Genomic DNA, 19,957 nt, shown 5'->3' with positions numbered 1-19,957 from the left:
GCCCGTGACGCGCCCGGGAGCGCTCGCGTCGACCGAACGCGGAACGTTCAAACGCCCGGCAGGCCACGAACGCGTATGAACGAGGACCGCCGAATCGTCGCCGTCGAGGAGGTCCCCGAGGACGGCACGCTGCTCGTGACGATACGACCCGTCGACGCCGAGCGCGTCGACGACGGCGAGGGCGACGTGGGCGAGGCCGAGGACGGCACGCCGGAGGCGGAGGCGATCCTCACGCGGGCGGCGGGCGAGGTCCGGGCGTTTCGCAACTACTGTCAGCACTGGACGGACGTCCGGCTCGACAAGGACGACGGGGCGTTCGTCCGCAACGGCGAGGTGTTCTGTCAGAAACACGGCGCGACGTTCGAGGCCGACTCCGGCTACTGCAACTTCGGCCCCTGCGAGGGGTCGATCTTAGAGGGCGTCGGGGTGGCCGTCGACGGCGACGCGGTGTACCTCACCGACGACGCCTACGAGTTCGTCCGGGTGGGACCCTCGCGGCGCGAGGGCGATTCGAGCGGCTCGCGGATCGATTTTACCGGAAGCTGAGCGGTCAGGGGAGTCACGAGAGCTAGAACCGCGTCCGCGACCCGCCGCCCCCCGCGTCGTCCCGACCGAGCGCCTTTCTCAAGAAGCTCATCCACCGCTTCTGGTCCGCTGCCTCCTGTCGTTTCGCCTCGGTCTCCGGGTCGGGGGCGTTCAGTCCCTCCAGCGCGTCGAGCGCGCGGTCGATCCCGATGATCGACGCCGCGAGTCGGTCGCCCTCCTCGTAGCTCACCTCGTTCTCCTCGATGGGTTCGAGCCGCTCCAAGCGCTCGCGACGGAGGTTCCGTTTGGCCTGCTCGACGCGGTCGCGCTCGCCGGGCGGAATCGAGTCCCGCCGCTTGATCTCGAAGACGAACGACTGGAGGTCGATCGACTCTCCCTGCACCTCGATCTCCTCGGGGATGTCGGCACCCACCGTCGCGGCCTCGCGGTTGACCCGTTCGAGGAGCCCCTTTCGCTCGTACTCCTTCACGTTTCACGGGTACGTCCCGGTCGCACTTCGCTCCTTCGGGCCGGGGGAGGGTCGGGGCACAGCGCGGGGCAGAGAGAGTGGGGACGGTCTCTCGAAGAGACGGCGTTAACCCGCTCGCGCCGCAACGAGGCGCATGGAATCGCTGGAAGCCGAACTCGATCGCGCCCGCGACCTCAGCGTCGACGAGCTGGCCGACGCCATCGAATCGATCGGCTTCGAGTGCACGCGCTGTGGCGGCTGCTGTACGGGCTACGCCCCGGACGAACCGGGCGGCGCCCCCGCGGGAGCGGGAAGCGGAGAGAGAGACGACGACGGCGACACGGCAGATCCGAATAACGGGGACTCCGGCTGCCACGACGAGCGCGAGCCCCACACGGCCACCGTCTTTCCGGACGAGGTTCGGCGGGTCGCCGACGCCGCCGAGGAGTCGTTCGGCGAGTCGTACGACTGGCGCGACGTCGCTCGTCCGATGCCGTTCGGCCTCAGCGAGGCCCCCGACGGCGAGCCCGCGGGCGAGACGTTCGAGTGGGCGCTCGCGACCGACGACTGCGGCGACTGTACCTTTTATCAGGAGTCCGACGGGCAGGGAGCGTGTGCCGTTCACGACTCGCGGCCGCTGATCTGTCGGACCTACCCGTTCAGCGTCGCGCTCGACGGGACGAGCCAGCCGATGGGCGAGGCGGTCGACGCCGAGGGGGTCGTCCGTGCCCACGAGTGCGAGGGTCTCGGCCGCGACATCAGCCGCGAGGACGCGGCCGAGCTGGCCGCGGCCCTCAAACAGCGGGCCGTCCGCGAGCTGGAGGAGGCGATCGGCGTCCGCGACACATACGACCCGTCGGCCGGGGAGCGCGCCGACGGAGACGTCGTCGTCTTCGACTCCGAAGGCCCGAAGAACGCGGACGGGACCCCGGTCGGCGACGACTGAATTCGAGATCGTTCACACGATATCGAGCGCCGCGTCGACGTCGGCGGCGATCGCCTCGCGCGCGGCCTCGTCCGGGAGCGTGAGCGGCGGGCGGACTCGCGGACTCGGAATGAACTCGCGGTGTGCGGCCGCGACCTTGGCGACCGGCGCGAAGCCGTGGTCGGTACAGCGGGCGAACAGCGGCGTGATCCCCCGCCGATGGAGCGACAGCGCGCGGTCGTCGTCACCGGTTCGGATCGCCTCGCCGAGCGCGACGAACACCTCGGGGATCGCCTGCGAGAGCGCGTGTATCCCGCCGTCGGCGCCCAGCGGGACGCTCGGGTAGAGCTGTGCGTCGACGCCTTGGAAGACGGTGAACTCGTCCGGCGTCAGGCCGACCGCGGCGTCGACCGCGCCGATGTCGCCGCTGGTGTCTTTCAGCCCGACGACCGACTCGTGGTCGGCGATCTCGGCGAGCACGTCCGGGTCGATCGACTCGCCGACCGTCGCCGGGATGTCGTACAGGAATATCGGGAGGGGAGACTCGTCGGCGACCGCTTCGAGGAACGCCCGCTGTCCCTCCGGAGCCGTCGAGGTGTGGTAGTAGGGGAGCGTGACGAGCCCGGCGTCCGCGCCGGCCGCCGCCGCGGACCGGAGGCGGTCGAGCGCGCCGGAGACCGTCGTGGCCGCCGCGCCAGCGATCACGGGGACCCGGCCGTTCGCCGCCTCGACAGTCGTCTCCACGACGGTCCGGTGCTCCGGCTCCGTGAGACTGGCGAACTCCCCCGTGGTTCCGCAGGGGACCATCCCGTCGAGGCCGATGTCAACGAGGGTCGAGATGTGATCCGCGAGAGCGTCGGTATCGATCTTGTCGTCCCCGTCGAAGGGCGTCACGATCGGCGGTGAGACGGCGGCGTGGCGAAACTCGAAGTCGCTCATGCAGTCCAGTTCGAAGGGGTGCGACAAAGACCTTCGTCCCGTGGCGACGTGTCCCGCAACCGCAAGATGCCACGTGACAGTGGTCGTCGGAAGCGCGCGGCGAGAGTGACGACAGCGACGGGAACGACGGAAGTGACGACAGCGACGGGAGCGATAGACGCCGGCCGCCCCCGCAGCGTCAGACCGAGAGACCGGTTCCGATAGTCAATCCGAACGACGGGGGGAGTCCCCGCCGACCGCCTCCGAGTCGGATGCGGTCCCGGATCCGCCACCACGATATCGGTCGCGCAGCGCGAGCCCGAGCGCACCGAGTCCGAGCAAGAGCACGAGGACGTCCACGAGACCACCGAGCCACGGAACGAGACCGATCGCGGCGACGCCGAGAACGCCAACGAGGAGCGCGGCCCACCGATTCGGTCTCCCGATCCGATCGAGAATCAGCGAGCCGAGCGCGTACCGACCGTACACGGATCCGACCCACAGCGCGACGATGTACGCCGCGATCCCGACGAGCGCGAGCGGGATACCGACGAGCGTGATCGCCACGAGGACGAGGAGGATCGGCGTCCCGATCAGTACGGCCAGCCCGACGCCGCCGCTGAGGAGCGAGTCGCCGCCGACGCGGTCGGCGACATCACGCGAGAAGCGGGGGAAAGCGAGGAGGAGAACCGCGCCAAGCACGAGGTTGACGGCGACACCGTACGCCGGCCCGAACCACGAGGGCACGAGATCGGACCCGAGCGCGATTCCCGTGCCGCCGCGGAGGCTAGTGTCTTCGACGACGCCACCAGCGACCGTCGCGTCCGGACTCTCAGTAAACGTCTCGGCGTCGTACCGGAACTCGCCGCCGACGTTCGCATTCGGACCGAGAACGACCGAGTCGGCAGCCGCCCGAACGTCACCGCCGACCGTGCCGTCGACGGTGATCGAGCCCGCACCGACATCGAGCGAGCCGCCGATCCGACCGGCCTCGGTCAGTTCGAACGATCCGGCACCGGCTTCGACGTTCCCATCGACCGTTCCATCGATGAGTATGGTTCCGGCAGCGGCTTGGACGTTCCCGCCGACACGACCGGACTCGGTGACACGGATCGATCCGGCTGCACCGGAGAGGTCACCGTCGACGGTCCCGCGGACGATGATCGTCCCGGCGACACCGTCGACCCCGTCGACTGTTTCGCCCTCATCGACGACGAGTACCTCGCCCGCTCCCTGAACCGACTGGGCTGTTGCGATCCCCGCGGTAAGCGGAAAGAGGAGCGCAACGACGACGAGGGCGACGGCGATACGACGATGGACCGTGTTGGATGGGGGATCCATAGCGAACACATCAGTGTCGAGGGACATATGTTTATTTGGTAGCTAGTGTTGCGGTCGGTCGTCCGTCGTCGACGGCGGGAACACCGACACTGCGCCGACATCGGACTGACCGGCAGCGGCGGTACAACTATACTGATTCGTGACCACGTACGGGTGAACTCTACTATGGAGATCTCAGAGAAGCTCCTTTGTCTGTTCAGTACCGACGTGCGCGAGGAAGACGGCAAATATGTCGTCGATGTGCCGCACCGTGAAATCGAGACCGGCTCGGTGGAGGCGGGCGAGACGTACCGAGTCGCACTCATCTCTCGGTCCGAATCTACCGACGACGGATCCGCCGACAGCGCGACCGACATCTCTGCGTCCCGCGCCGACGACGGGCCGCAACCGCCGGTCGAGCCCGGGGAGATGCGGTACGTGGAGATCGAGGACCTCGGCAAGCAGGGCGACGGAATCGCCCGCGTCGAGCGGGGCTACGTGATCATCGTCCCCGACACGGAAGTCGGCGAGCGCGTCAAAATCGAGGTAACGGAAGTCAAATCGAACTTCGCAGTGGGGAGTGTCGTCGAAGAAGCGGTCTGAGTCAGTCGTCCTCGCCCGGAACGCGGGCGTCCCAGTAGGAGACCGACGCCACGTAGTCGCCGGGAATCGTGCCGCCGATCAGTTTGTCGACCGCGCGGAACGGCTTCGCGACCGGTCCCGGAAGCTCGCGATAGAACCCGTACGGGAGCACGAAGTCGTGTTCTTCGCCGGCGAGCGTGAGCCCCGCCTCGCCGAGCATGGCGGCGACCTGTCGTTCGGAGTAGAGCCGGGACCCCATCGGGAGCAGCCACGTGTACAGCGTCCGCAGGCTGCGGCTGTTGAACGTGTCGAAGAACACCTGATCCGAGCTCACGCGCCGAAGCTCCTTCGCGAACGGCACCGGGTCGTCCATCAGGTGGAAAAATCGCATGGCCATCACGGTGTCGAAATGGTCGTCCGGGAACGGGAGCCGGGACGCGTCGCCGCGGATGAATTCGACTGTATCTGATAACCCCGCCGCGGCCGCCTTCTCCCGGCCCTGTTCGAGCATCTCGCGCGAGATGTCGATCCCCACGATGTCAGCGCCCCGATCGGCGAGCATCGTCGTAAACCGACCGGTGCCACAGGCGACCTCGAGCACGCGGTGACCCTCTTCGATCGGCCCGAGCGCAGAGAGCACCGCCTCTTTCTCTCGTCGATCGATGAGCTCTCCGCCGCCGGAGAACCGTACGTCATCGTACTCTTCCGCGACCTCGTCGGCCTGATACCAATCCTGTCCCTTCACGTTGCCACTACTGCACACCGAATCGACAAAACCGTACTGGATACGACTCGCAGGCGAGGGACCCACGCCGATTCGACCCCGGGGATACCGCGGCAAAACGTGCCCGATCGATCGGGATTGACGGTCTCCCGAGATGTGATATTAACACATTATATTATCCCAATCGGATTCCCCTATATGTAGCTAACCTTTACCAATAAGCGAAGATTTCTACTGAGATATGAGTACCAGTCCCGCGGAGACCGCCGACCAAGACCGCTTATCCGAGACCGAGTACCGCGACCGCTTGCGCGAGTTGCCTCCGAGCGCGAAGCTCGTCGCGAAGGTGCTCGAAGGCGACGCGCCGCTCTCACAGGGCGGCCTCGCCGACGAGTCCTTGCTGCCCGACCGCACCGTTCGCTACGCGCTCAACCGCCTCGAAGAGGAAGGCCTCGTCGACTCGCGGTACAGCTTCAAGGACGCGCGCAAGCAGGTGTACTACCTCACGATTTAACGGACCCGTCGGATTCGACGGACAACGGACTCACCAGTGTCCGCCCCCCGGCAATGGACCGTCCCGAGCGGAATCGTCCCGCTGAAACGGGACGGGCACGGAGCCCTTTTTAATCCCTCGCCCCGATAACGGCGTGTATGGACCTCACGGTCGTTGTCCCGACCCTCAACGGGCGGGACCGGTTAGCCGCCTGCCTCGACGCGCTGGCGGCACACGCCCCCGACGCCGAGGTGGTCGTCGTTAACGGCCCGTCGTCCGACGGCACTACCGGCATGGTGCGAGACCGTGATGACGTCGACGTGTTGGTCGAAATTTCGGATCGGACCGTCAACGTGGCCCGCAACGCCGGTATCGAAGTGGCAACCGGCGACGCGATCGCTCTGGTCGACTACGACAACCGAATCGGCGAGTCTTGGCTCAATGCTGTCTCAGAGGGGCTAGCGTCGGCCGATGTCGTCACTGGACCGGTGGCGCCGACGGAACCGCGCCCATCGGACGAGACCGTCGACGGCGACGGGAGGGATGCAAACGATGGACGAAACGAGGACGACGAGAGAGTCGGGAGCAATGAGGACGACGAGAGAGGCGAAAGCGGTGAAAGAGACAACGGCGACGACGGTCCGGCGGACGAGAGACCCGAGCGTCGACAGATCGCGGGCCGCGACGTGACGTACTTCAACGGCGGAAACGTCGCGTTTCGGCGCGAAACGCTCCGAGACCTCGACGGGTTCGACGAGTACCTCCACACCGGCGGCGCCCGCGACGCGGCGCACCGTCTCGCCCGGATGGACCGCGACGTGGCGTGGCGCGACGATCTCGCGGTCACGAAAGAGCTACCGAGCCCGACGGCGGCCGACGGCGGCCGGACGGCCGGGGAGTGGGGGTGGAAGTACCGCGCGCTCGCGTACCGCCTCCTGAAGAACTACGGGATCCGGCCGACCGTCGTCGCGCGGGCGGGCTCGCACGCGGTGAAAGACGCCGTCGGGGCCGCCGGTGACGTCGTCCGCGGGGAGTCGACGCCCTCGCGGTGGGCCGCCACGGGCCGCGACGTTCTCGTCGGCCTCGTCAGCGGGAGTTCCGACGGGCTGGTCGCTCGCCGTCGAGACCGGAGCCCCGCGCGGAACCCGAACGGGATCTCGAAGCGCGCCGACCGCGCCGTCGCGAAGTACGACCAGCGCGAGTGAGCGGTGCGCGGACCGACGAGACGCTCGTCGATCCCGCGCCTTGGTCGACCCCGCGCCTTTTAACCGCCGCCGTCGTCAACTGCCGGTAACGAATGGGACTCACGAAGCGGATCATCCCCTGTATCGACGTCGACCTCGACGACGACGGCGACGCGGCGGTGTACACCGGCGTCAACTTCGAGAACCTGGAGTACACCGGCGACCCGGTCGAACTGGCGAAGAAGTACAACGCCGCGGGCGCCGACGAGTTCGTCTTCCTCGACATCACCGCGAGCGCGGAGGGGCGCGAGACGATGCTCGACGTGGTGAACGCGGTCGCTGACGAGTGTTTCATCCCGCTCACCGTCGGCGGTGGCATCCGAACGAAAGCGGACATCAAGGAGACGCTCCGCGCCGGGGCGGACAAGGTGTCGATAACGACGGGAGCGCTCGAGCGCCCCGAGCTCATCGAGGAGGGCGCGGCGGCGTTCGGGAGCCAGTGTATCGTCATCTCGGTCGACGCGCGACGCCGACACGACGACGAGGGCGAGCACTTCTACGAGGACGCCGACGGCGAGACGGTGTGGTTCGAGTGCACCAAGAAGGGCGGTCGAGAGGGAACCGGAATCGACGCCGTCTCGTGGGCCAAAGAGGCGGAAGAGCGCGGCGCGGGGGAGCTGTTCGTCAACTCCATCGACATGGACGGGACGAAGGACGGCTACGACATCCCGCTCATGAAAGCGGTGTGTGACGCCGTCTCAACCCCCGTCATCGCCTCTTCAGGCTGTGGCAGTCCCGAAGACATGTACGAGGTGTTCACCGAGGCGAACGCGGACGCCGGACTGGCGGCCTCCATCTTCCACTTCGGAGACTACTCCATCGAGGAAACGAAGGAGTACCTCGCCGAGCGCGGCGTTCCCGTCCGGCTGTAGGCGGGAGGGGAATCGAGGACCACCGTCGAAATCGGAACCCGGAAACGAGAACTCGGGGTCGAAAGAATAGTCGATAACAACGACAGTTGTGACGATAATCGCGATCGAAAACCAATACTTATTATCTGATCGGGGACGAATCGGTACGTATGTCCACGTCATCGACGCGAGTCCGTGCCGATCAGTCGGGGCTCGTCTGCAAGCGGACCGAGGGCGACTCCGACGGCGAGGAGGTGACGTTCTTCGAGCGCGATCGCGACCCCGACGAGCGGACGACGCGGTGGATCACGGTCCGCGCAGCGGACTGTGTACCGGCAGACGAGTGGCGATAGGCTCGATGCGGATCGGTTTTGATGCGCGTGCGCCGCGAGGAACCCGTGAGTTCAGAGCGCTCGGTGTGCGTTTATAAGCGATCGACCAGACAGCGACGAGCGCGTCCGAAGCCCCAGTCGCGACGACTCGCGCGGTGCTCCTCGCGCCCGGTGAGCGCTCGGAGGGACGCGCCACCGCGGACCGGGGTATAAATCCAGATCGCAACCGCTCGTCGAGCGTGAATATCGATGAGAGATCTCGCCGTGCGTCGAGTCAGTCGTCGGCGACCACTGGGTCCGAGGCGAGCACGTCGCCGTCGTCGAGCAGCGCGACGGTCGCTAGCCGGATCGCGTGCGGCCAGCCGAGCGGGGTCGCGCTGTCGGGCGTCCCGTCGTCGAAGAACTGCTCGGGGAGGTAACTCGTCGGTTCACAGAGCGAGCCGCCGGGCGAGACGTGCGCGAGCAGCTCCCGGGCGCGAGCGGCCATCCCCTCGGCTCGCGGATCGTTTCGGGCGTCGAGCAGTACCGCGAGCTCGGCGCAGGCGTTCGCGCCCCACGCGGTCGAGACCGTCCACACCTTCTCGGAGCCCTGTCCGGCCTGCCGCCAACCGTCGCCCTCGTAGCGTATCAACCCGGAGATCGCGTCGGTCTCGCGCGCGAGCCCGTCGACGACGGTCTCGACGTGTGAGACGAGCCGGTCGAGCCGCTCGTCGTCGACGGCGCCGCCCGGCGAGTCGCCGCTCCTCCCGAGCGCGTCGAACGAGCGGTGCGCGCTCGCCAGCGATAGCGTCGAGGAATCGAGCCGGTCATCGATCTCGCCGTGTGGCGTCTCGCGGAGCGCGTAACAGCCGCGCTCCGGCACCCAGAGGTCGTCGAGCGCGTCGTACACTCGCTCAGCCTGATCGCGGGCGTGCGCGGTGAGATCCGCAGGCAGGTCGTCGACGGCGACGTCGGCGCCGATATCGGCGTCCGTGGCCTCCGCGGCTTCGTCGAGTTCCGCCGGGTCGAGCCCGTCGCCGTGCAGCGCCAGCTCGCTGTACGCCTCCAAGAACGTCGCCGCCGTGTGGGTGAACCGCCCGGCGCTGTCCTCCCACGCGTTCTGACAGACGACCGGGCGACCGTCGGCTTCCAGCGTCTCGTCGAGTCCCGCGAGCGCCGCGACGAGCGTCGCGTCGAGGTCTGCGACGGGAACGTCGGCCGCCCGCGCCTGCGCGAGGTAAGCGATGACGCTGCCGGTCTGGTCGGCCTGGTAGTCGACATCGGGGCCGTCCTCAATGCGTGCGTTCGCCCAGCCGGGCGCGAGCGCGCCGTTTCGTGGCCACACGCGGTGCGGCCACGAGCCGTCCGACCGCTGGGTCTGGACGTACATCGCTGCAGAACGCGCGTGCCACTCGTCGAGCCCGAGCCCGAGCCGGTCGTCGGCGCCGAGCAGGAACGTGGAGATCTCCGCGTCGTCGCGGAACCAGGTGTAGCCGTACCCCCCGGAGTGCTCGTAGTACGGATCGAAGTCGGGCCCGGCGATCCGGAGCCCGGACTCGGCGGAGAGCAGGGAGAGCACGCGGAGGTCGGCGACGGTCGATTCGCGGGCCGGAACCGATTCGGGGACCGAGGGGGTCGTCTCGCCCGCGGCCGCGACCAGCGCGTCGACGGAGTCGAACTCCGCGAAGCACTCGTCGAGGTGGGCGCGAGCCGCTTCGCGGCCGGTTTCGGCGCGGTCGGTCAGCAGCGACGCGACGGTCGCGACGCCGTCCTCGAACGGCGCGTCGACGATGACCTCGCCGGAGAGGCGCTCCTCCTCGTAGCGGTCGCCGTCGCGATCGCGGGGGAGGTCGGTCGGCGCCTCGTCGAGCAGTTCGGGGAACGTCGTCGGGAGCTGGCCGCGGAGCTCCGAGAACCCGGTACCGCTCGCGAGGAAGTCGTGCTCGTCGGCGTGGTACACCTCGATCGCGTCCTCGTACCGGAGCTGTCCGACTCGGTTGTCACGACCGTCCGGCGCGAATCGCGCGTACACGACGAGCGACAGGTCCGCGGGGTCGACGTCGGGATCGACGGACTCGTCGACATCGACCGTCGCGCGCGTCAGATGCGCGTCGTCGAGCGTGACATCGTGCCGGGTGACCGTCACGGCGTCGGCGTCGTGTACCGTCTCGACGAGCGTCGTGTCGCCGACGTACCGCTGTTCTGTTGGGACCTCGTCGAGCCAGGTGACGTCGTCACCGACCGCGAGGCCGATCCGAGACCGAACGAGTCCGGTCCGACCGGTGAGGGGGTAACCGAAGTCACGGAGTTCGCCGTCGTCGTCGACGTGGACCAGCCGTCCCTCGCCGCCGGAGAAGCGACCGGAGGTAGTCCGGCGTTCGCCCGGAAACCGTCTCTCGTGACCGGTGTGCCGTTTGTAGTCGTCGAGCGCGTCGCGAAGTTGCATTACGCGAACACACGGCCCCTCCGCGTATGAACTTTTGGTGTAATTGTTATTCATGTGTTATCAGAGACGGAAACGCTCAAGCCGCCGGGACCCCCGCCGGGAACTATGCACGAACCCGGGCCACCGCGGACGACGAGCGTGGGCGAATCCGTGGAGTTGGCCCCCCGAACCCCCGACCCGGACGGAACCTATCGATGGCGGCTCCGCGACGCGCCGACCGCGAGCGCCGCGAGCGGGCCGACCGCCGACGGCGAGCCGGTACCGAACGACGCGGACCCGAGCGACGGCTCCGCGCCTCCAGTCCTCCTCGCGGGCGAGACGAGCCGTGACGACACGCCCGTCGTCCACTTGCGACCGGACGTCCCCGGTACGTACGTGTTGACGCTCGACGCACCGGACGGAACCCATCGTCAGCGGGTCCGCGCGTTCCCCGACGAGCGGCGGACCGCGGAGTTGCGCGTTCCGGCGTCCGATCTTCCGCTTTCGGACGACGAAGTGGACCGCGTCTCCGTCATGTGGCCGCACAACGACCGCCTGCTCGCGCGCGATCGGCCCGAGCGCGACGGCGACGACTGGGTGTTCGAGGCGCAGGTGCCGCCCGGTCGGCACGCGTTCAGCTTCGTCGCCAACGACGATCCGGGGAACGAACACCGTGATATCGTTGACGTTGCAGGACCAGGGCGCCCGCGGCTCTCGCTCGACGCGCGGGTCGAAACCGGTTCCGGGCGCGGCGAGCCGAGGGTCGCGCTCACCGCCGACGTTGATGCACCGCCGGACCGGGAGGGGACTGGTGCGGCGGGCGGCACGGACCCGGAGGATGTCGAGGCGGCGGACGACGCCGGTTCCGCGGACGTCGCCGTCGACTTCTTGGTCGACGACCGCGACGCGGACCCGGAGACGGTCGAACGGATCGAATCGCGTGCCGGGGATCGCGAGCTCTCTGTCCCGGTCGCGGAGGTGTCCGAGGAGGTCCGGATCCACGCGGTTCCACACGGGGCACGCTACGGCGCGGCCGAGACGGTTCGGATCGAGCGAGAGGGAGATGAGGGGAGTTGCGCGGTGACGGACCCCCACGCAGCCCCCGAGTGGACGGCGTCGCCGACGATCTACGAGGTCTTCGTTCGGTCGTTCGCCGGCGACACGCTCCCGACCACGTTCCGCGAGATCGAGCGGCGGGTCCCCTACCTAGAGAGCCTCGGCGTCGACGCGCTCTGGCTGACGCCGGTGCTCGCCTCGCCGACCGAGCACGGCTATCACGTCACCGACTACGACGACACCGCCGCGGATCTCGGCTCGCGGGCGTCGTTCGAGTCGCTCGTGGCGACCTGCCACGAGGCGGACATCCGGGTGGTGTTCGATCTGGTCATCAACCACACCTCTCGGGACCACCCGGCCTTCCAGATGCACGCCGCGGGCGTCGACGCCTACGCGGACCACTACCGCCGGGCCGACGCGTCCTTCGACGTGACCGGCACCGAGTGGGCCGAGCTCGCCGACGGCGACATGCCCGAGTACTACTTCAACTGGCGACGGATCCCCAACCTCAACTTCGACAGTCCGACGGTCCGCGAGTGGCTGCTCGACGTCGTCGACGAGTGGGCCGCCGTCGTCGACGGGTTCCGCGCCGACGTGGCGTGGGGAGTCCCCCACGGGTTCTGGAAGGAGGTGGCTGAGCGCGTCCCCGACGATTTCCTGCTGTTGGACGAGACGCTACCGCACGACCCCTTCTACGGGGAGGGCGAGTTCGACCTCCACTACGACACGTCGCTGTACGAGGTGCTCGGGGACATCGGGGCGGGGCGCGCGCCCGCGGACGCGATCGCCGAGGCGTTCGACCGCGCCGCGTGGCTCGGCTTCGGCGATCCGGGCGTCCAGATGCGGTACGTCGAGAATCACGACGAGGACCGGTACCTCGCCGAACACGGTCGCGACGCGCTGAAGGCCGCGGCCGCCGTCACGTTCACCCTCCCCGGCGCGCCGATGATCTACGCCGGCCAGGAGCGCGGCAACGAGACGTACCGCGGACCCGTACGCTGGCACGACGGCGACAACGCCCTAACCGACTTTCACCGCCGACTTTCGGCGCTTCGCGAGGCGGAACCGCACCTCCGTGACGGGGCCGTCGCGTTCGACGGCGCCGCGAGCGAGGTGTCGGTCGTCGAGGGGGACGCAGACAGCGTGACTGCGTACACCCGATCGTCCGACGAGGGCGGCCGGAACCTCCTCGTCGTCGTCAACTTCGGAACCGAACCGGCGACCGTCACGGTCCCCGCCGGCTTCGAGACGGACCTGTTCGAGAGTCGCTCGGTCGGTCGGGAACTCGCCGTCGACGCCGTCGCCGTGCTTACGTAGGACTTTGTACCGCCGCCGCCACGCTCGCTGTTGTGCGGTCGCCGTCACACTCGCCGTTGTGCGGTCGCCGTTGCATTCGTGAGAACGGCGACCGTCCTCCGACCCTTATAAGTGGTCTCCTCGTTCTCTCTGTTGTATGGACGACCGGACGCTGACCGATCTCCTCCGCCGATTCGGCCTCTCCGACAAGGAGGTCGACACGTATCTCAGTCTCTTGGAACACGGCGAAGCGAAGGCGAGCACCATCGCCGACGCCGCCGGCGTGTCGAAACGCTACGTCTACAGCGTGAGCGAGTCGCTCGCGGAGCGCGGGTTCGTCGAAGTGAACGATCACGTCGTCCCCACGACGATTCGCGCCAATCCGCCGGACGAGGTAATCAACCGCCTCCGGTCGGACGTCGATGCGATCCGACCGGGGCTCGAAGAGCGCTTCTCGCGGGTCGAACGGCGGGCCGAACAGTTCGAGGTGATCAAATCGCGCGTCACCGTCATCAAGCGGATCCGGTCGTTACTCGCCGACGCGACCGAGGAAGTGACGCTGTCGATAACGGCCAAACAGCTCCCCGAGGTCCGTGACGCCCTCGTCGACGCGGTCGACCGCGGCGTGCTCGTCCTGCTCGTCGTCTCCGACGCCGGCAGGGATCCGGACGTCGACGCCCCCGATCCGAACGGCGTCGCAAACGGGCTGGCGGGGACCGCGAGCGTCGTGCGGACGTGGAGCGAGGCGATGCCGACGCTCTTGACCGTCGACTCCGCGGCCGGTGTGGTCGCCCCGCCCGAGCTGCTCCGCCGCTCTACCACCGACCGGCAGGCGATCCACTTCGCACAGGAGCAGCTGGCCCCCGTTATCGTCGGCTCATTTCTCGGCAACTACTGGCCGGCCGCGACCGAGGTCGCGACCGTCGAACCGGCGGCGCTCCCGGTCGAATACACGAACTTCCGGCACGCCGTCCTCCAGTCGACCTTGCATCTGCGTGAGGGCACGGTTCCCCACGTGACCGTCGGCGGGCGATGGACGGAGGACGGCGCCGACGCCGAGGTCACCGGGCGGGTGGTGGAGACGAGACAGGGGATGGTCAAGCCGACGAACAACGAGTTCCCGGTCGAGCACTCGCTCGTCGTCGAGGTGGACGGTGAGTCCGTCACCGTCGGCGGGCGGGGAGCGTTCGTCGAGGACATCGAGGCCGATCTCGTGCGGATCGAAACCGGAGCGTAACAGGTCGTCTCACCCGTTCGCGGTCACATGACCGTACCGTCGGCGTTCGGATAGATTCTGGTTACTCCTCGACGCTCGGATGCGTCTCTTGATCGTCCGGATGCGGCGCCGAAAACCGCTCGCGCATCGTCGTCAGTGACGCCGCCTCGCGGCCTCGGCGCTCGTCGGCCCCGATCTCCTCGCAGCCCGGCGGCACGTCCCGCCCGCGGTCGGTGAAGTACCCGTCCGGCGTCACCCAGTCGTGGTAGAAGGGAGCATCGTCGTCCTCCAGCAGGGTGACCGCGACCTCAGCACCGTGTCCGGCGCACACCGCCGCCTGATGCGGTTTCTCCGCGAGCCGTCCCGCGGCGTAGAGCCCGTTCACGCCGGTTCGACCGCGCTCGTCGACGTCGACGTAGGCCTTCCCGCGGTCGACGATCCCGACGCCGTCGATGTCGGTCAGGTAGCCGACCTCGTTTTTCGTCGCCGCGACGACGTACCGTGTTCGAATGACGTCGCCGTCCGCAGTCTCGACAGCGAACCGAGTAGTGTCATCCGTGTCGGACCTGTCGTCTGGATCGTCGCGCTCGGGCTCTGCGACCGCGCTCGCAAGGCGGGTCACTCTCGCATCGAGCCGGTCTGCACCGGCGTTTTCGGCCTGTTCGCCGATGAGATCGAGGAGTTGTCGAGCGTTGACACCGGCCGGAAATCCCGGGAAATTTTCCAAGTGCGCGTTCCGTCGGAGGAGCGATTCCCCCGTATCGACGATAAGCGTGTCGAGTCCCTGTCGGGCGGTGAAGACGGCGGCCGAGAGTCCGGCGACGCCTCCGCCGACGACGACCACGTCACAGTGGATACTCATGCGGTATCGATCGGTAGACTCCGCGGTAGGTCCTTCGATCACCGACCTCCCCGCTGCGGCCAGTCGAATTCGGATCGGTCCGGCTACGAGCCTGTCGTCGGCTACTCGTGTCGCGCCCGGAGCGGCATCACCCGCGGCCCGCGTTCGGTGTCGATGACCTCGGCGTCGACGCGGAACACCTCCGCGAGCAGTTCTTCGGTGACGACATCCTCAGGAGGGCCCCGAGCGCGAACCTCGCCACTCTTGAGCGCGATCATTCGGTCGGCGAGCCGCGCGGCCTGCTCGATGTCGTGGAGCACGACGACGACGGTGACCTCGCTCTCGTCGCGGAGCGTCTCGACGATCGCCATCACTTCCATCTGGTGGTGGAGATCAAGGAACGTGGTTGGCTCGTCCAACAGGAGTACATCGGTATCCTGTGCTAACGCCAACGCGATCCATGCCAGCTGCTTCTGGCCGCCGCTCAGGCTCCCAACCTCGCGGTCGCGGAGGTGGCTACATTCAGCGAGGTCGATCGCGCGCTCCACCGCGCGAGCGTCCTCGTCAGTCGTCCGCTCGAAGAACCCGCGGTGTGGATACCGGCCGTGATACACCAACTCCTCGACGGTGATACCGTTCGGCGACGTGCTCTCCTGTGACAGCAGCCCGAGCTTCCGCGCGAGCGCCTTCGTGTCCATCGAGTGGACGTCGCGCCCGTCCAAGAGCACCGAGCCATCCTCCGGCGCGAGCTGGTTCGCCAACCCCTTCAGCAGGGTGCTCTTTCCCGATCCGTTCGGGCCGACGAGGGCGGTGACCGCTCCCGGCGCCGCCGCGATCGACGCCCCGTCGATAACCGGTTTCTCGGCATTCGGGTACCCCAACACCAGGTCCTCCGCGTTGAGGTCGCTCGCGTCGGTCGCGTCGACCGCCGCGGAGGTCCCGTTCGGATCGTCCGTGTCGCTCGATTCATCCGGATCCGTCGCGTTCGCGTGTTCGAACGACATTTAGAGCTCACCCATGTGCTGTTGTTTGCGCATCAGGTACAGGAAGTATGGCCCGCCGACCAGCCCGGTGACGATCCCGACCGGAATCTGCGCGTCCGCACCGGTGAGCACGCTCATCCCGAGCCGCGCACCGAGGTCGGCGGCGACCATCAGCGCGGGGCCGACGAAGAGACACCCGACGATCAGCTTCTTGTAGTCACTGCCGACGAGATTCCGCACCATGTGGGGAACGATGAGTCCCACGAAGCTGACGATGCCGGCCACCGCGATGCTCGCCGCGGCCGCCAGCACCGCCACGCCGGACAGCGCGAACCGCGCCTTCTCGATCGACATGCCGAGCGACTTCGCGGTCTGTTCGCCCAACAAGAGGAGGTTCAACTGCCGCGATCCGGCGATTGACAACAGCACTGCCACGACGGTCCACGGCAGCGCCAGCCGCACCTGCTCCCAGTCCGTTCCGGTCAGCGAGCCCGTCGTCCACTGGATCGCCGACTGAACGACCCCGATGTCGTCGGCGAAGAAGAACAGCGCCGTCTGGAGGCTTCCGAAGACGGTCCCGACGATCACGCCCGCGAGCACGAGCCGGATCGGACTCGTCCCGTTCTTCCACGCGATCGCGTACACGATCAGGAACGCGACCGCACCGCCCAGCGCCGCGACCAGCGGAAGGAACGCCGAGAGACTCCCGAACACGACCAACGTCAGGAGGATCATCAGACCCGCGCCCGAAGAGACGCCGAGGATGAACGGGCTCGCGAGCTCGTTTCTGGTGACCGCCTGAAAGATCGCGCCCGAGACGGCGAGGTTCATCCCGACGACGGCCCCGACGAGCACCCGCGGCAGCCGGATGTTCCAGACGATGAGTGTCCCGTGCGTCAGCTCCGGCAATTCACCGTGAAATCCTGTGAGGGTTCGCATCAGCCCCTCGCCGACGAGGAAGTTGAGCAGCCACCGCGGGTCAAGCAGGACGGCGGGATCGAGAACCGCACGCCACGCCTCACCCACCGTCATCGAGTATGCGCCGAAGCTCACCTGGACGACCCCCGCAGCGACGACCACCGCGAGGCTGCCGAGCGCGACAGCCACCAGCTTCGGATCGAGCAGCCACGCGATCCGGCTCACGCCGGTCGGTCGGTGCGTCGAACGCTCGCTTCCGACGGCGGAGCGCTCTCCGCTCATCGCGTACCTCCGTCGGCGGCACAGCCAGCCAGCCCGCCGCCGACCGCGACGATATCGCGATCGGCGAGAGGACTCATTCTCCGCCTCCGGTGACGATCGGCGCGACGCGGTCGCGGTCGAACAGCCGTTCGTCGGCGGGAATCGTCGGATAGTCCTCGCCGCGTTCGTATCCGGGCCACTCGCCGAAGCGGTCGGGAAACAGCTGCTTGGCCGTCGCTTCGAGCTGGAACAGGTTCATGATCGGTCCCTGTACCGGGTCGCCGGCGGCGTAGAACCGGTCGTTCGCGACCGCAGAGAGCTCGCTGGCGACCGGGTGGTCCGCGAGTTCCTCGCGAATCGCGGCGACGTCGTAGTAGGAGGCGATGCCGTACTGGTGAAAGATTACGTCGGGGTCGACCTCCAGCAGCTGCTCGTGGTCGTAGGCCGTCTCGTAGGTGACGTCGTCCGCGGCAAAGGCGTCGGGGACGCCGAACGGTCGCACGTGCGCGTTCGCAAATCCCGGTGTGTCGGTGCGTGACGGGTAGTACGTGCCGTCCATGTAGATGAGTGCCGCGACCGTGGGACGCTCCTCGGCCGGCGGGAGGCCGCTCCGGATCCGTTCGGTCAGGTCGTCGTGGACCGCGGCGAGTGCGGCGAAGCGTTCCTCCTCACGGAACACGCTGGCGACGCGCTCGGCGATCTCCCAGAGGGTGTAGTACGCGTACTCGTCGCGACACGGCTCGGGGGGCTCCGAGTGTCGACGGCTGTAGACGTTTCCGAACCACGGGGCGACGTTGTCGCGGATCTCCGCTACGTCGCCCTCCTCCCAGCCGTCGAAAGAGACGAACAGACACGGGTCCGCGAGGTGGAGGTCGCTGTCGAGCTCGTAGAGGAGCTCGCGGTCGACCGTGATACCGCCGCCGGATCCCGTGTTGAGCTGTGCGACTCCCTCGCGCTCGAAGGCCACTCCGTCGAGGTCGGCGTAGTAGGCGTCGAGGGTGTTCCCGCCCGCGTCGGCGTCGAAGCCGAGCGAGTTCACCGCGTCGCCGTGGCCGAACGCGACCGCCATGTCCGCGTACAGCAGGCTGTACACCATGACGTCCTCCGGGACCGCGTCGAAGGCGACCTCACCGGCGGGCGCCAGCTCGACGGCGTACGCGTCGCCAGTCGACTCCGCTTCGCTACCGTCTGCGCCGTCGGAAGCCGATCCGTCGCCGTTGCCGTCGCCGGTCGGTTCTGTACCCTCGTTCGGGTCGTCGGCGGTCCCACCCAGACACCCAGCGAGGAGTCCGCCGATGGCAACCCCGCCCGTCCGGAGGAGCCGTCGGCGGCGCGTCGAGCCAGCAAGTCGGTCACCTGATGTGCTTTCGTCTGCCATCTCAGCGGTCACCTCGGACGATCGCCGCGACCTCGTCGCGGTCGAACAGTTCCCCGTCCCCGCCGAACTCGTCGGGGTATAACCCCCGTGCCCCCGCTTCTAGCGTGAACAGGTGGATGAGCGGTCCCTGATAAATGGGGCCGCCGCGGATCACGCGGCCCGCTTGGACCGCGGTGAGTTGGCTCGCCACCTCGTGGTCGCGCATGTACGCGAGGACCGTGTCCTCGAACTCGGTCGCGCTTCGGACCGTGTCGCTCCGGACGAGGATCGCGTCGGGGTCGACCTCGAGCATCGTCTCGTAGTCGATTGTTCCCCGATCGCTGGTGCTGAGCCCGTCGATTCCGGTGTCCGCCAACGCGTCCGCAACGCCGAGATCGTGCCACTGCTTGTTGTTCGTGCCGCGGTCGGAAACGCGGTAGGGATAGAACGTGTCGGGCTCGTCGCCTGCGCCGTACGTCAGAAGGGCGGTCGGCCGGTCGTCGACCGGCGGCAGCCGCGATTGGATCTCGGCGACGTACGCGTCGTGGAACGATTCGAGCGCCGCGTACCGCTCCGCGCGGTCGTACACCTGCGCGACCGTTTCGAAGGTCTCGTACAGCGTGTAGTACCGGTAGTCGTGCCACGGGTCCGTACGGCGGAACACGGCGTTTCCGAAGAACGGCGCGACGTTGTCGCGGATCTCCTCGACGTCGGAGCGTTCGAGCCCGAAGAAGGCGTTGTTGACCAGCCACTCGGGGTCGATCAGGTGGAGGTCGCTGTCCAGTTGGTAGAAGATCTCCTTGTCGATGCCGGTGTCGAGGACGATGTCCTCCAGCCCGTCGACATCGACACCGACGCCGTCGAGCTCGTCGTAGTGGTGGTCGTGGAACCGGTAGTTCTCGCCCATCGCGACGAGCGAGTCTTCCACCCCGAGCGCGACGCACATGTCGGCGTACCCGGGGAAGTACGTCGTCACGCGCTCGGGCGGCTCCTCGAAGGTGAGTTCGCCGACCGGTGCCATCTCGACGGAGTACGCGCCCGAACCGTCGGCGTCTGTCGCTTCGCTCGGACCGCTTTCCACCGCGTCCGCGCCGTCAGGATCAGACGTCGAGCCGTCGTCGCTGTCGGTGGAGCCGACACATCCGGCGAGTAATCCGACACCGGCTACTGCGCCCCCGTATCTGATCGCGCCACGACGCGTTACGACACGTCGGTCCGTGTCTTGTGCCATACTGTTTAGGC

The 19,957-nt window shown here is 67.9% G+C and carries 19 protein-coding genes; 9 read left to right on the top strand and 10 right to left on the bottom strand.

The genetic code is table 11. From position 1 onward, the window contains the following. Positions 1 to 75: 75 nt before the first annotated feature. Entirely contained in the window at positions 76 to 546 is a 471-nt protein-coding gene (locus ACNSN4_RS03075; RefSeq protein WP_418284290.1) for a Rieske (2Fe-2S) protein, read from the top strand. 22 nt (positions 547 to 568) lie between these two features. On the opposite strand, the gene ACNSN4_RS03070 is transcribed toward ACNSN4_RS03075, so the two are convergent. Further along, positions 569 to 1,015, bottom strand: coding sequence for a DUF5788 family protein (locus ACNSN4_RS03070; RefSeq protein ID WP_418284289.1), 447 nt, complete (start codon positions 1,013 to 1,015; stop codon positions 569 to 571). 133 nt (positions 1,016 to 1,148) lie between these two features. On the opposite strand from ACNSN4_RS03070, the gene ACNSN4_RS03065 reads away from it, so the two are divergent. Then, on the top strand, positions 1,149 to 1,940 hold the full coding sequence (locus ACNSN4_RS03065; protein WP_418284288.1) for a YkgJ family cysteine cluster protein: 792 nt from the start codon (positions 1,149 to 1,151) through the stop codon (positions 1,938 to 1,940). A 12-nt stretch (positions 1,941 to 1,952) separates the two neighbouring features. Here the strand turns inward: ACNSN4_RS03065 and ACNSN4_RS03060 are convergent, their stop codons facing one another. Together ACNSN4_RS03060 and ACNSN4_RS03055 are read right to left on the bottom strand one after the other, a co-directional pair. Next, the gene (locus tag ACNSN4_RS03060) at positions 1,953 to 2,858 is read right to left on the bottom strand and encodes a dihydrodipicolinate synthase family protein (RefSeq protein ID WP_418284287.1); all 906 of its coding nucleotides are present in this window, start codon (positions 2,856 to 2,858) and stop codon (positions 1,953 to 1,955) included. Positions 2,859 to 3,062: 204 nt separating this feature from the next. Continuing rightward, positions 3,063 to 4,178: a bactofilin family protein gene (locus ACNSN4_RS03055; protein ID WP_418284286.1), complete on the bottom strand. Its 1,116-nt coding sequence runs from the start codon at positions 4,176 to 4,178 to the stop codon at positions 3,063 to 3,065. A 165-nt stretch (positions 4,179 to 4,343) separates the two neighbouring features. On the opposite strand from ACNSN4_RS03055, the gene ACNSN4_RS03050 reads away from it, so the two are divergent. Beyond that, entirely contained in the window at positions 4,344 to 4,760 is a 417-nt protein-coding gene (locus tag ACNSN4_RS03050; RefSeq protein WP_418284285.1) for a TRAM domain-containing protein, read from the top strand. Position 4,761: 1 nt separating this feature from the next. On the opposite strand, the gene ACNSN4_RS03045 is transcribed toward ACNSN4_RS03050, so the two are convergent. Beyond that, on the bottom strand, positions 4,762 to 5,484 hold the full coding sequence (locus ACNSN4_RS03045) for a class I SAM-dependent methyltransferase (RefSeq protein ID WP_418284284.1): 723 nt from the start codon (positions 5,482 to 5,484) through the stop codon (positions 4,762 to 4,764). A gap of 220 nt (positions 5,485 to 5,704) precedes the next feature. Here ACNSN4_RS03045 and ACNSN4_RS03040 point away from each other — a divergent pair, with 220 nt between their 5' ends. The 4 genes from ACNSN4_RS03040 to ACNSN4_RS03025 all read left to right on the top strand — a co-directional run bounded on the left by ACNSN4_RS03040 (position 5,705) and on the right by ACNSN4_RS03025 (position 8,404). Then, positions 5,705 to 5,977, top strand: coding sequence for a MarR family transcriptional regulator (locus tag ACNSN4_RS03040; protein ID WP_418284283.1), 273 nt, complete (start codon positions 5,705 to 5,707; stop codon positions 5,975 to 5,977). Between the two features lie 137 nt (positions 5,978 to 6,114). After that, positions 6,115 to 7,161 (top strand): glycosyltransferase family 2 protein, encoded by a 1,047-nt coding sequence (locus ACNSN4_RS03035; protein ID WP_418284282.1) that lies wholly within the window; start codon positions 6,115 to 6,117, stop codon positions 7,159 to 7,161. 92 nt (positions 7,162 to 7,253) lie between these two features. Further along, entirely contained in the window at positions 7,254 to 8,072 is an 819-nt protein-coding gene (gene hisF / locus ACNSN4_RS03030; RefSeq protein WP_418284281.1) for an imidazole glycerol phosphate synthase subunit HisF, read from the top strand. A 149-nt stretch (positions 8,073 to 8,221) separates the two neighbouring features. After that, positions 8,222 to 8,404 (top strand): DUF7511 domain-containing protein, encoded by a 183-nt coding sequence (locus ACNSN4_RS03025; protein ID WP_418284280.1) that lies wholly within the window; start codon positions 8,222 to 8,224, stop codon positions 8,402 to 8,404. Between the two features lie 253 nt (positions 8,405 to 8,657). On the opposite strand, the gene ACNSN4_RS03020 is transcribed toward ACNSN4_RS03025, so the two are convergent. After that, positions 8,658 to 10,808, bottom strand: a complete 2,151-nt coding sequence (locus ACNSN4_RS03020) for a DUF7997 domain-containing protein (protein ID WP_418284279.1) — start codon at positions 10,806 to 10,808, stop codon at positions 8,658 to 8,660. A gap of 105 nt (positions 10,809 to 10,913) precedes the next feature. Here ACNSN4_RS03020 and ACNSN4_RS03015 point away from each other — a divergent pair, with 105 nt between their 5' ends. After that, on the top strand, positions 10,914 to 13,160 hold the full coding sequence (locus ACNSN4_RS03015; protein ID WP_418284278.1) for an alpha-amylase family glycosyl hydrolase: 2,247 nt from the start codon (positions 10,914 to 10,916) through the stop codon (positions 13,158 to 13,160). A gap of 136 nt (positions 13,161 to 13,296) precedes the next feature. After that, the gene (locus ACNSN4_RS03010) at positions 13,297 to 14,376 is read left to right on the top strand and encodes a TrmB family transcriptional regulator (protein ID WP_418284277.1); all 1,080 of its coding nucleotides are present in this window, start codon (positions 13,297 to 13,299) and stop codon (positions 14,374 to 14,376) included. A gap of 61 nt (positions 14,377 to 14,437) precedes the next feature. Here ACNSN4_RS03010 and ACNSN4_RS03005 read toward each other — a convergent pair whose 3' ends face one another. From ACNSN4_RS03005 to ACNSN4_RS02985, 5 genes are all read right to left on the bottom strand, one after another. Continuing rightward, positions 14,438 to 15,217: an FAD-binding protein gene (locus ACNSN4_RS03005; protein WP_418284276.1), complete on the bottom strand. Its 780-nt coding sequence runs from the start codon at positions 15,215 to 15,217 to the stop codon at positions 14,438 to 14,440. A 101-nt stretch (positions 15,218 to 15,318) separates the two neighbouring features. After that, a complete protein-coding gene (locus ACNSN4_RS03000; protein WP_418284275.1) occupies positions 15,319 to 16,200 on the bottom strand; it encodes an ABC transporter ATP-binding protein in 882 nt (293 codons plus the stop codon). Then, positions 16,201 to 17,379: a FecCD family ABC transporter permease gene (locus ACNSN4_RS02995; RefSeq protein WP_418284274.1), complete on the bottom strand. Its 1,179-nt coding sequence runs from the start codon at positions 17,377 to 17,379 to the stop codon at positions 16,201 to 16,203. A gap of 73 nt (positions 17,380 to 17,452) precedes the next feature. Further along, positions 17,453 to 18,736: an ABC transporter substrate-binding protein gene (locus tag ACNSN4_RS02990; RefSeq protein WP_418284273.1), complete on the bottom strand. Its 1,284-nt coding sequence runs from the start codon at positions 18,734 to 18,736 to the stop codon at positions 17,453 to 17,455. Between the two features lies 1 nt (position 18,737). Further along, on the bottom strand, positions 18,738 to 19,946 hold the full coding sequence (locus ACNSN4_RS02985) for an ABC transporter substrate-binding protein (RefSeq protein ID WP_418284272.1): 1,209 nt from the start codon (positions 19,944 to 19,946) through the stop codon (positions 18,738 to 18,740). Positions 19,947 to 19,957: the final 11 nt, after the last annotated feature.

This window comes from Halorubrum marinum (genome assembly GCF_048381195.1).
In the GTDB taxonomy this organism is placed as follows: Archaea; Halobacteriota; Halobacteria; order Halobacteriales; family Haloferacaceae; genus Halorubrum.
Note: the sequence above shows the minus strand (reverse complement) of the source record. Positions and strands in the feature narration are given on the sequence as shown.

Bases quoted from the DNA above. Each gene is read 5' to 3' on its own strand.
- ACNSN4_RS02985 (WP_418284272.1), bottom strand. From the start codon at position 19,946: ATGGCACAAGACACGGACCGACGTGTCGTAACGCGTCGTGGCGCGATC.
- ACNSN4_RS03005 (WP_418284276.1), bottom strand. From the start codon at position 15,217: ATGAGTATCCACTGTGACGTGGTCGTCGTCGGCGGAGGCGTCGCCGGA.
- hisF (WP_418284281.1), top strand. From the start codon at position 7,254: ATGGGACTCACGAAGCGGATCATCCCCTGTATCGACGTCGACCTCGAC.
- ACNSN4_RS03000 (WP_418284275.1), bottom strand. From the start codon at position 16,200: ATGTCGTTCGAACACGCGAACGCGACGGATCCGGATGAATCGAGCGAC.
- ACNSN4_RS03025 (WP_418284280.1), top strand. From the start codon at position 8,222: ATGTCCACGTCATCGACGCGAGTCCGTGCCGATCAGTCGGGGCTCGTC.
- ACNSN4_RS03035 (WP_418284282.1), top strand. From the start codon at position 6,115: ATGGACCTCACGGTCGTTGTCCCGACCCTCAACGGGCGGGACCGGTTA.
- ACNSN4_RS03010 (WP_418284277.1), top strand. From the start codon at position 13,297: ATGGACGACCGGACGCTGACCGATCTCCTCCGCCGATTCGGCCTCTCC.
- ACNSN4_RS03020 (WP_418284279.1), bottom strand. From the start codon at position 10,808: ATGCAACTTCGCGACGCGCTCGACGACTACAAACGGCACACCGGTCAC.
- ACNSN4_RS02990 (WP_418284273.1), bottom strand. From the start codon at position 18,736: ATGGCAGACGAAAGCACATCAGGTGACCGACTTGCTGGCTCGACGCGC.
- ACNSN4_RS03015 (WP_418284278.1), top strand. From the start codon at position 10,914: ATGCACGAACCCGGGCCACCGCGGACGACGAGCGTGGGCGAATCCGTG.
- ACNSN4_RS03075 (WP_418284290.1), top strand. From the start codon at position 76: ATGAACGAGGACCGCCGAATCGTCGCCGTCGAGGAGGTCCCCGAGGAC.
- ACNSN4_RS03050 (WP_418284285.1), top strand. From the start codon at position 4,344: ATGGAGATCTCAGAGAAGCTCCTTTGTCTGTTCAGTACCGACGTGCGC.
- ACNSN4_RS03065 (WP_418284288.1), top strand. From the start codon at position 1,149: ATGGAATCGCTGGAAGCCGAACTCGATCGCGCCCGCGACCTCAGCGTC.
- ACNSN4_RS03040 (WP_418284283.1), top strand. From the start codon at position 5,705: ATGAGTACCAGTCCCGCGGAGACCGCCGACCAAGACCGCTTATCCGAG.
- ACNSN4_RS02995 (WP_418284274.1), bottom strand. From the start codon at position 17,379: ATGAGCGGAGAGCGCTCCGCCGTCGGAAGCGAGCGTTCGACGCACCGA.
- ACNSN4_RS03060 (WP_418284287.1), bottom strand. From the start codon at position 2,858: ATGAGCGACTTCGAGTTTCGCCACGCCGCCGTCTCACCGCCGATCGTG.
- ACNSN4_RS03055 (WP_418284286.1), bottom strand. From the start codon at position 4,178: ATGGATCCCCCATCCAACACGGTCCATCGTCGTATCGCCGTCGCCCTC.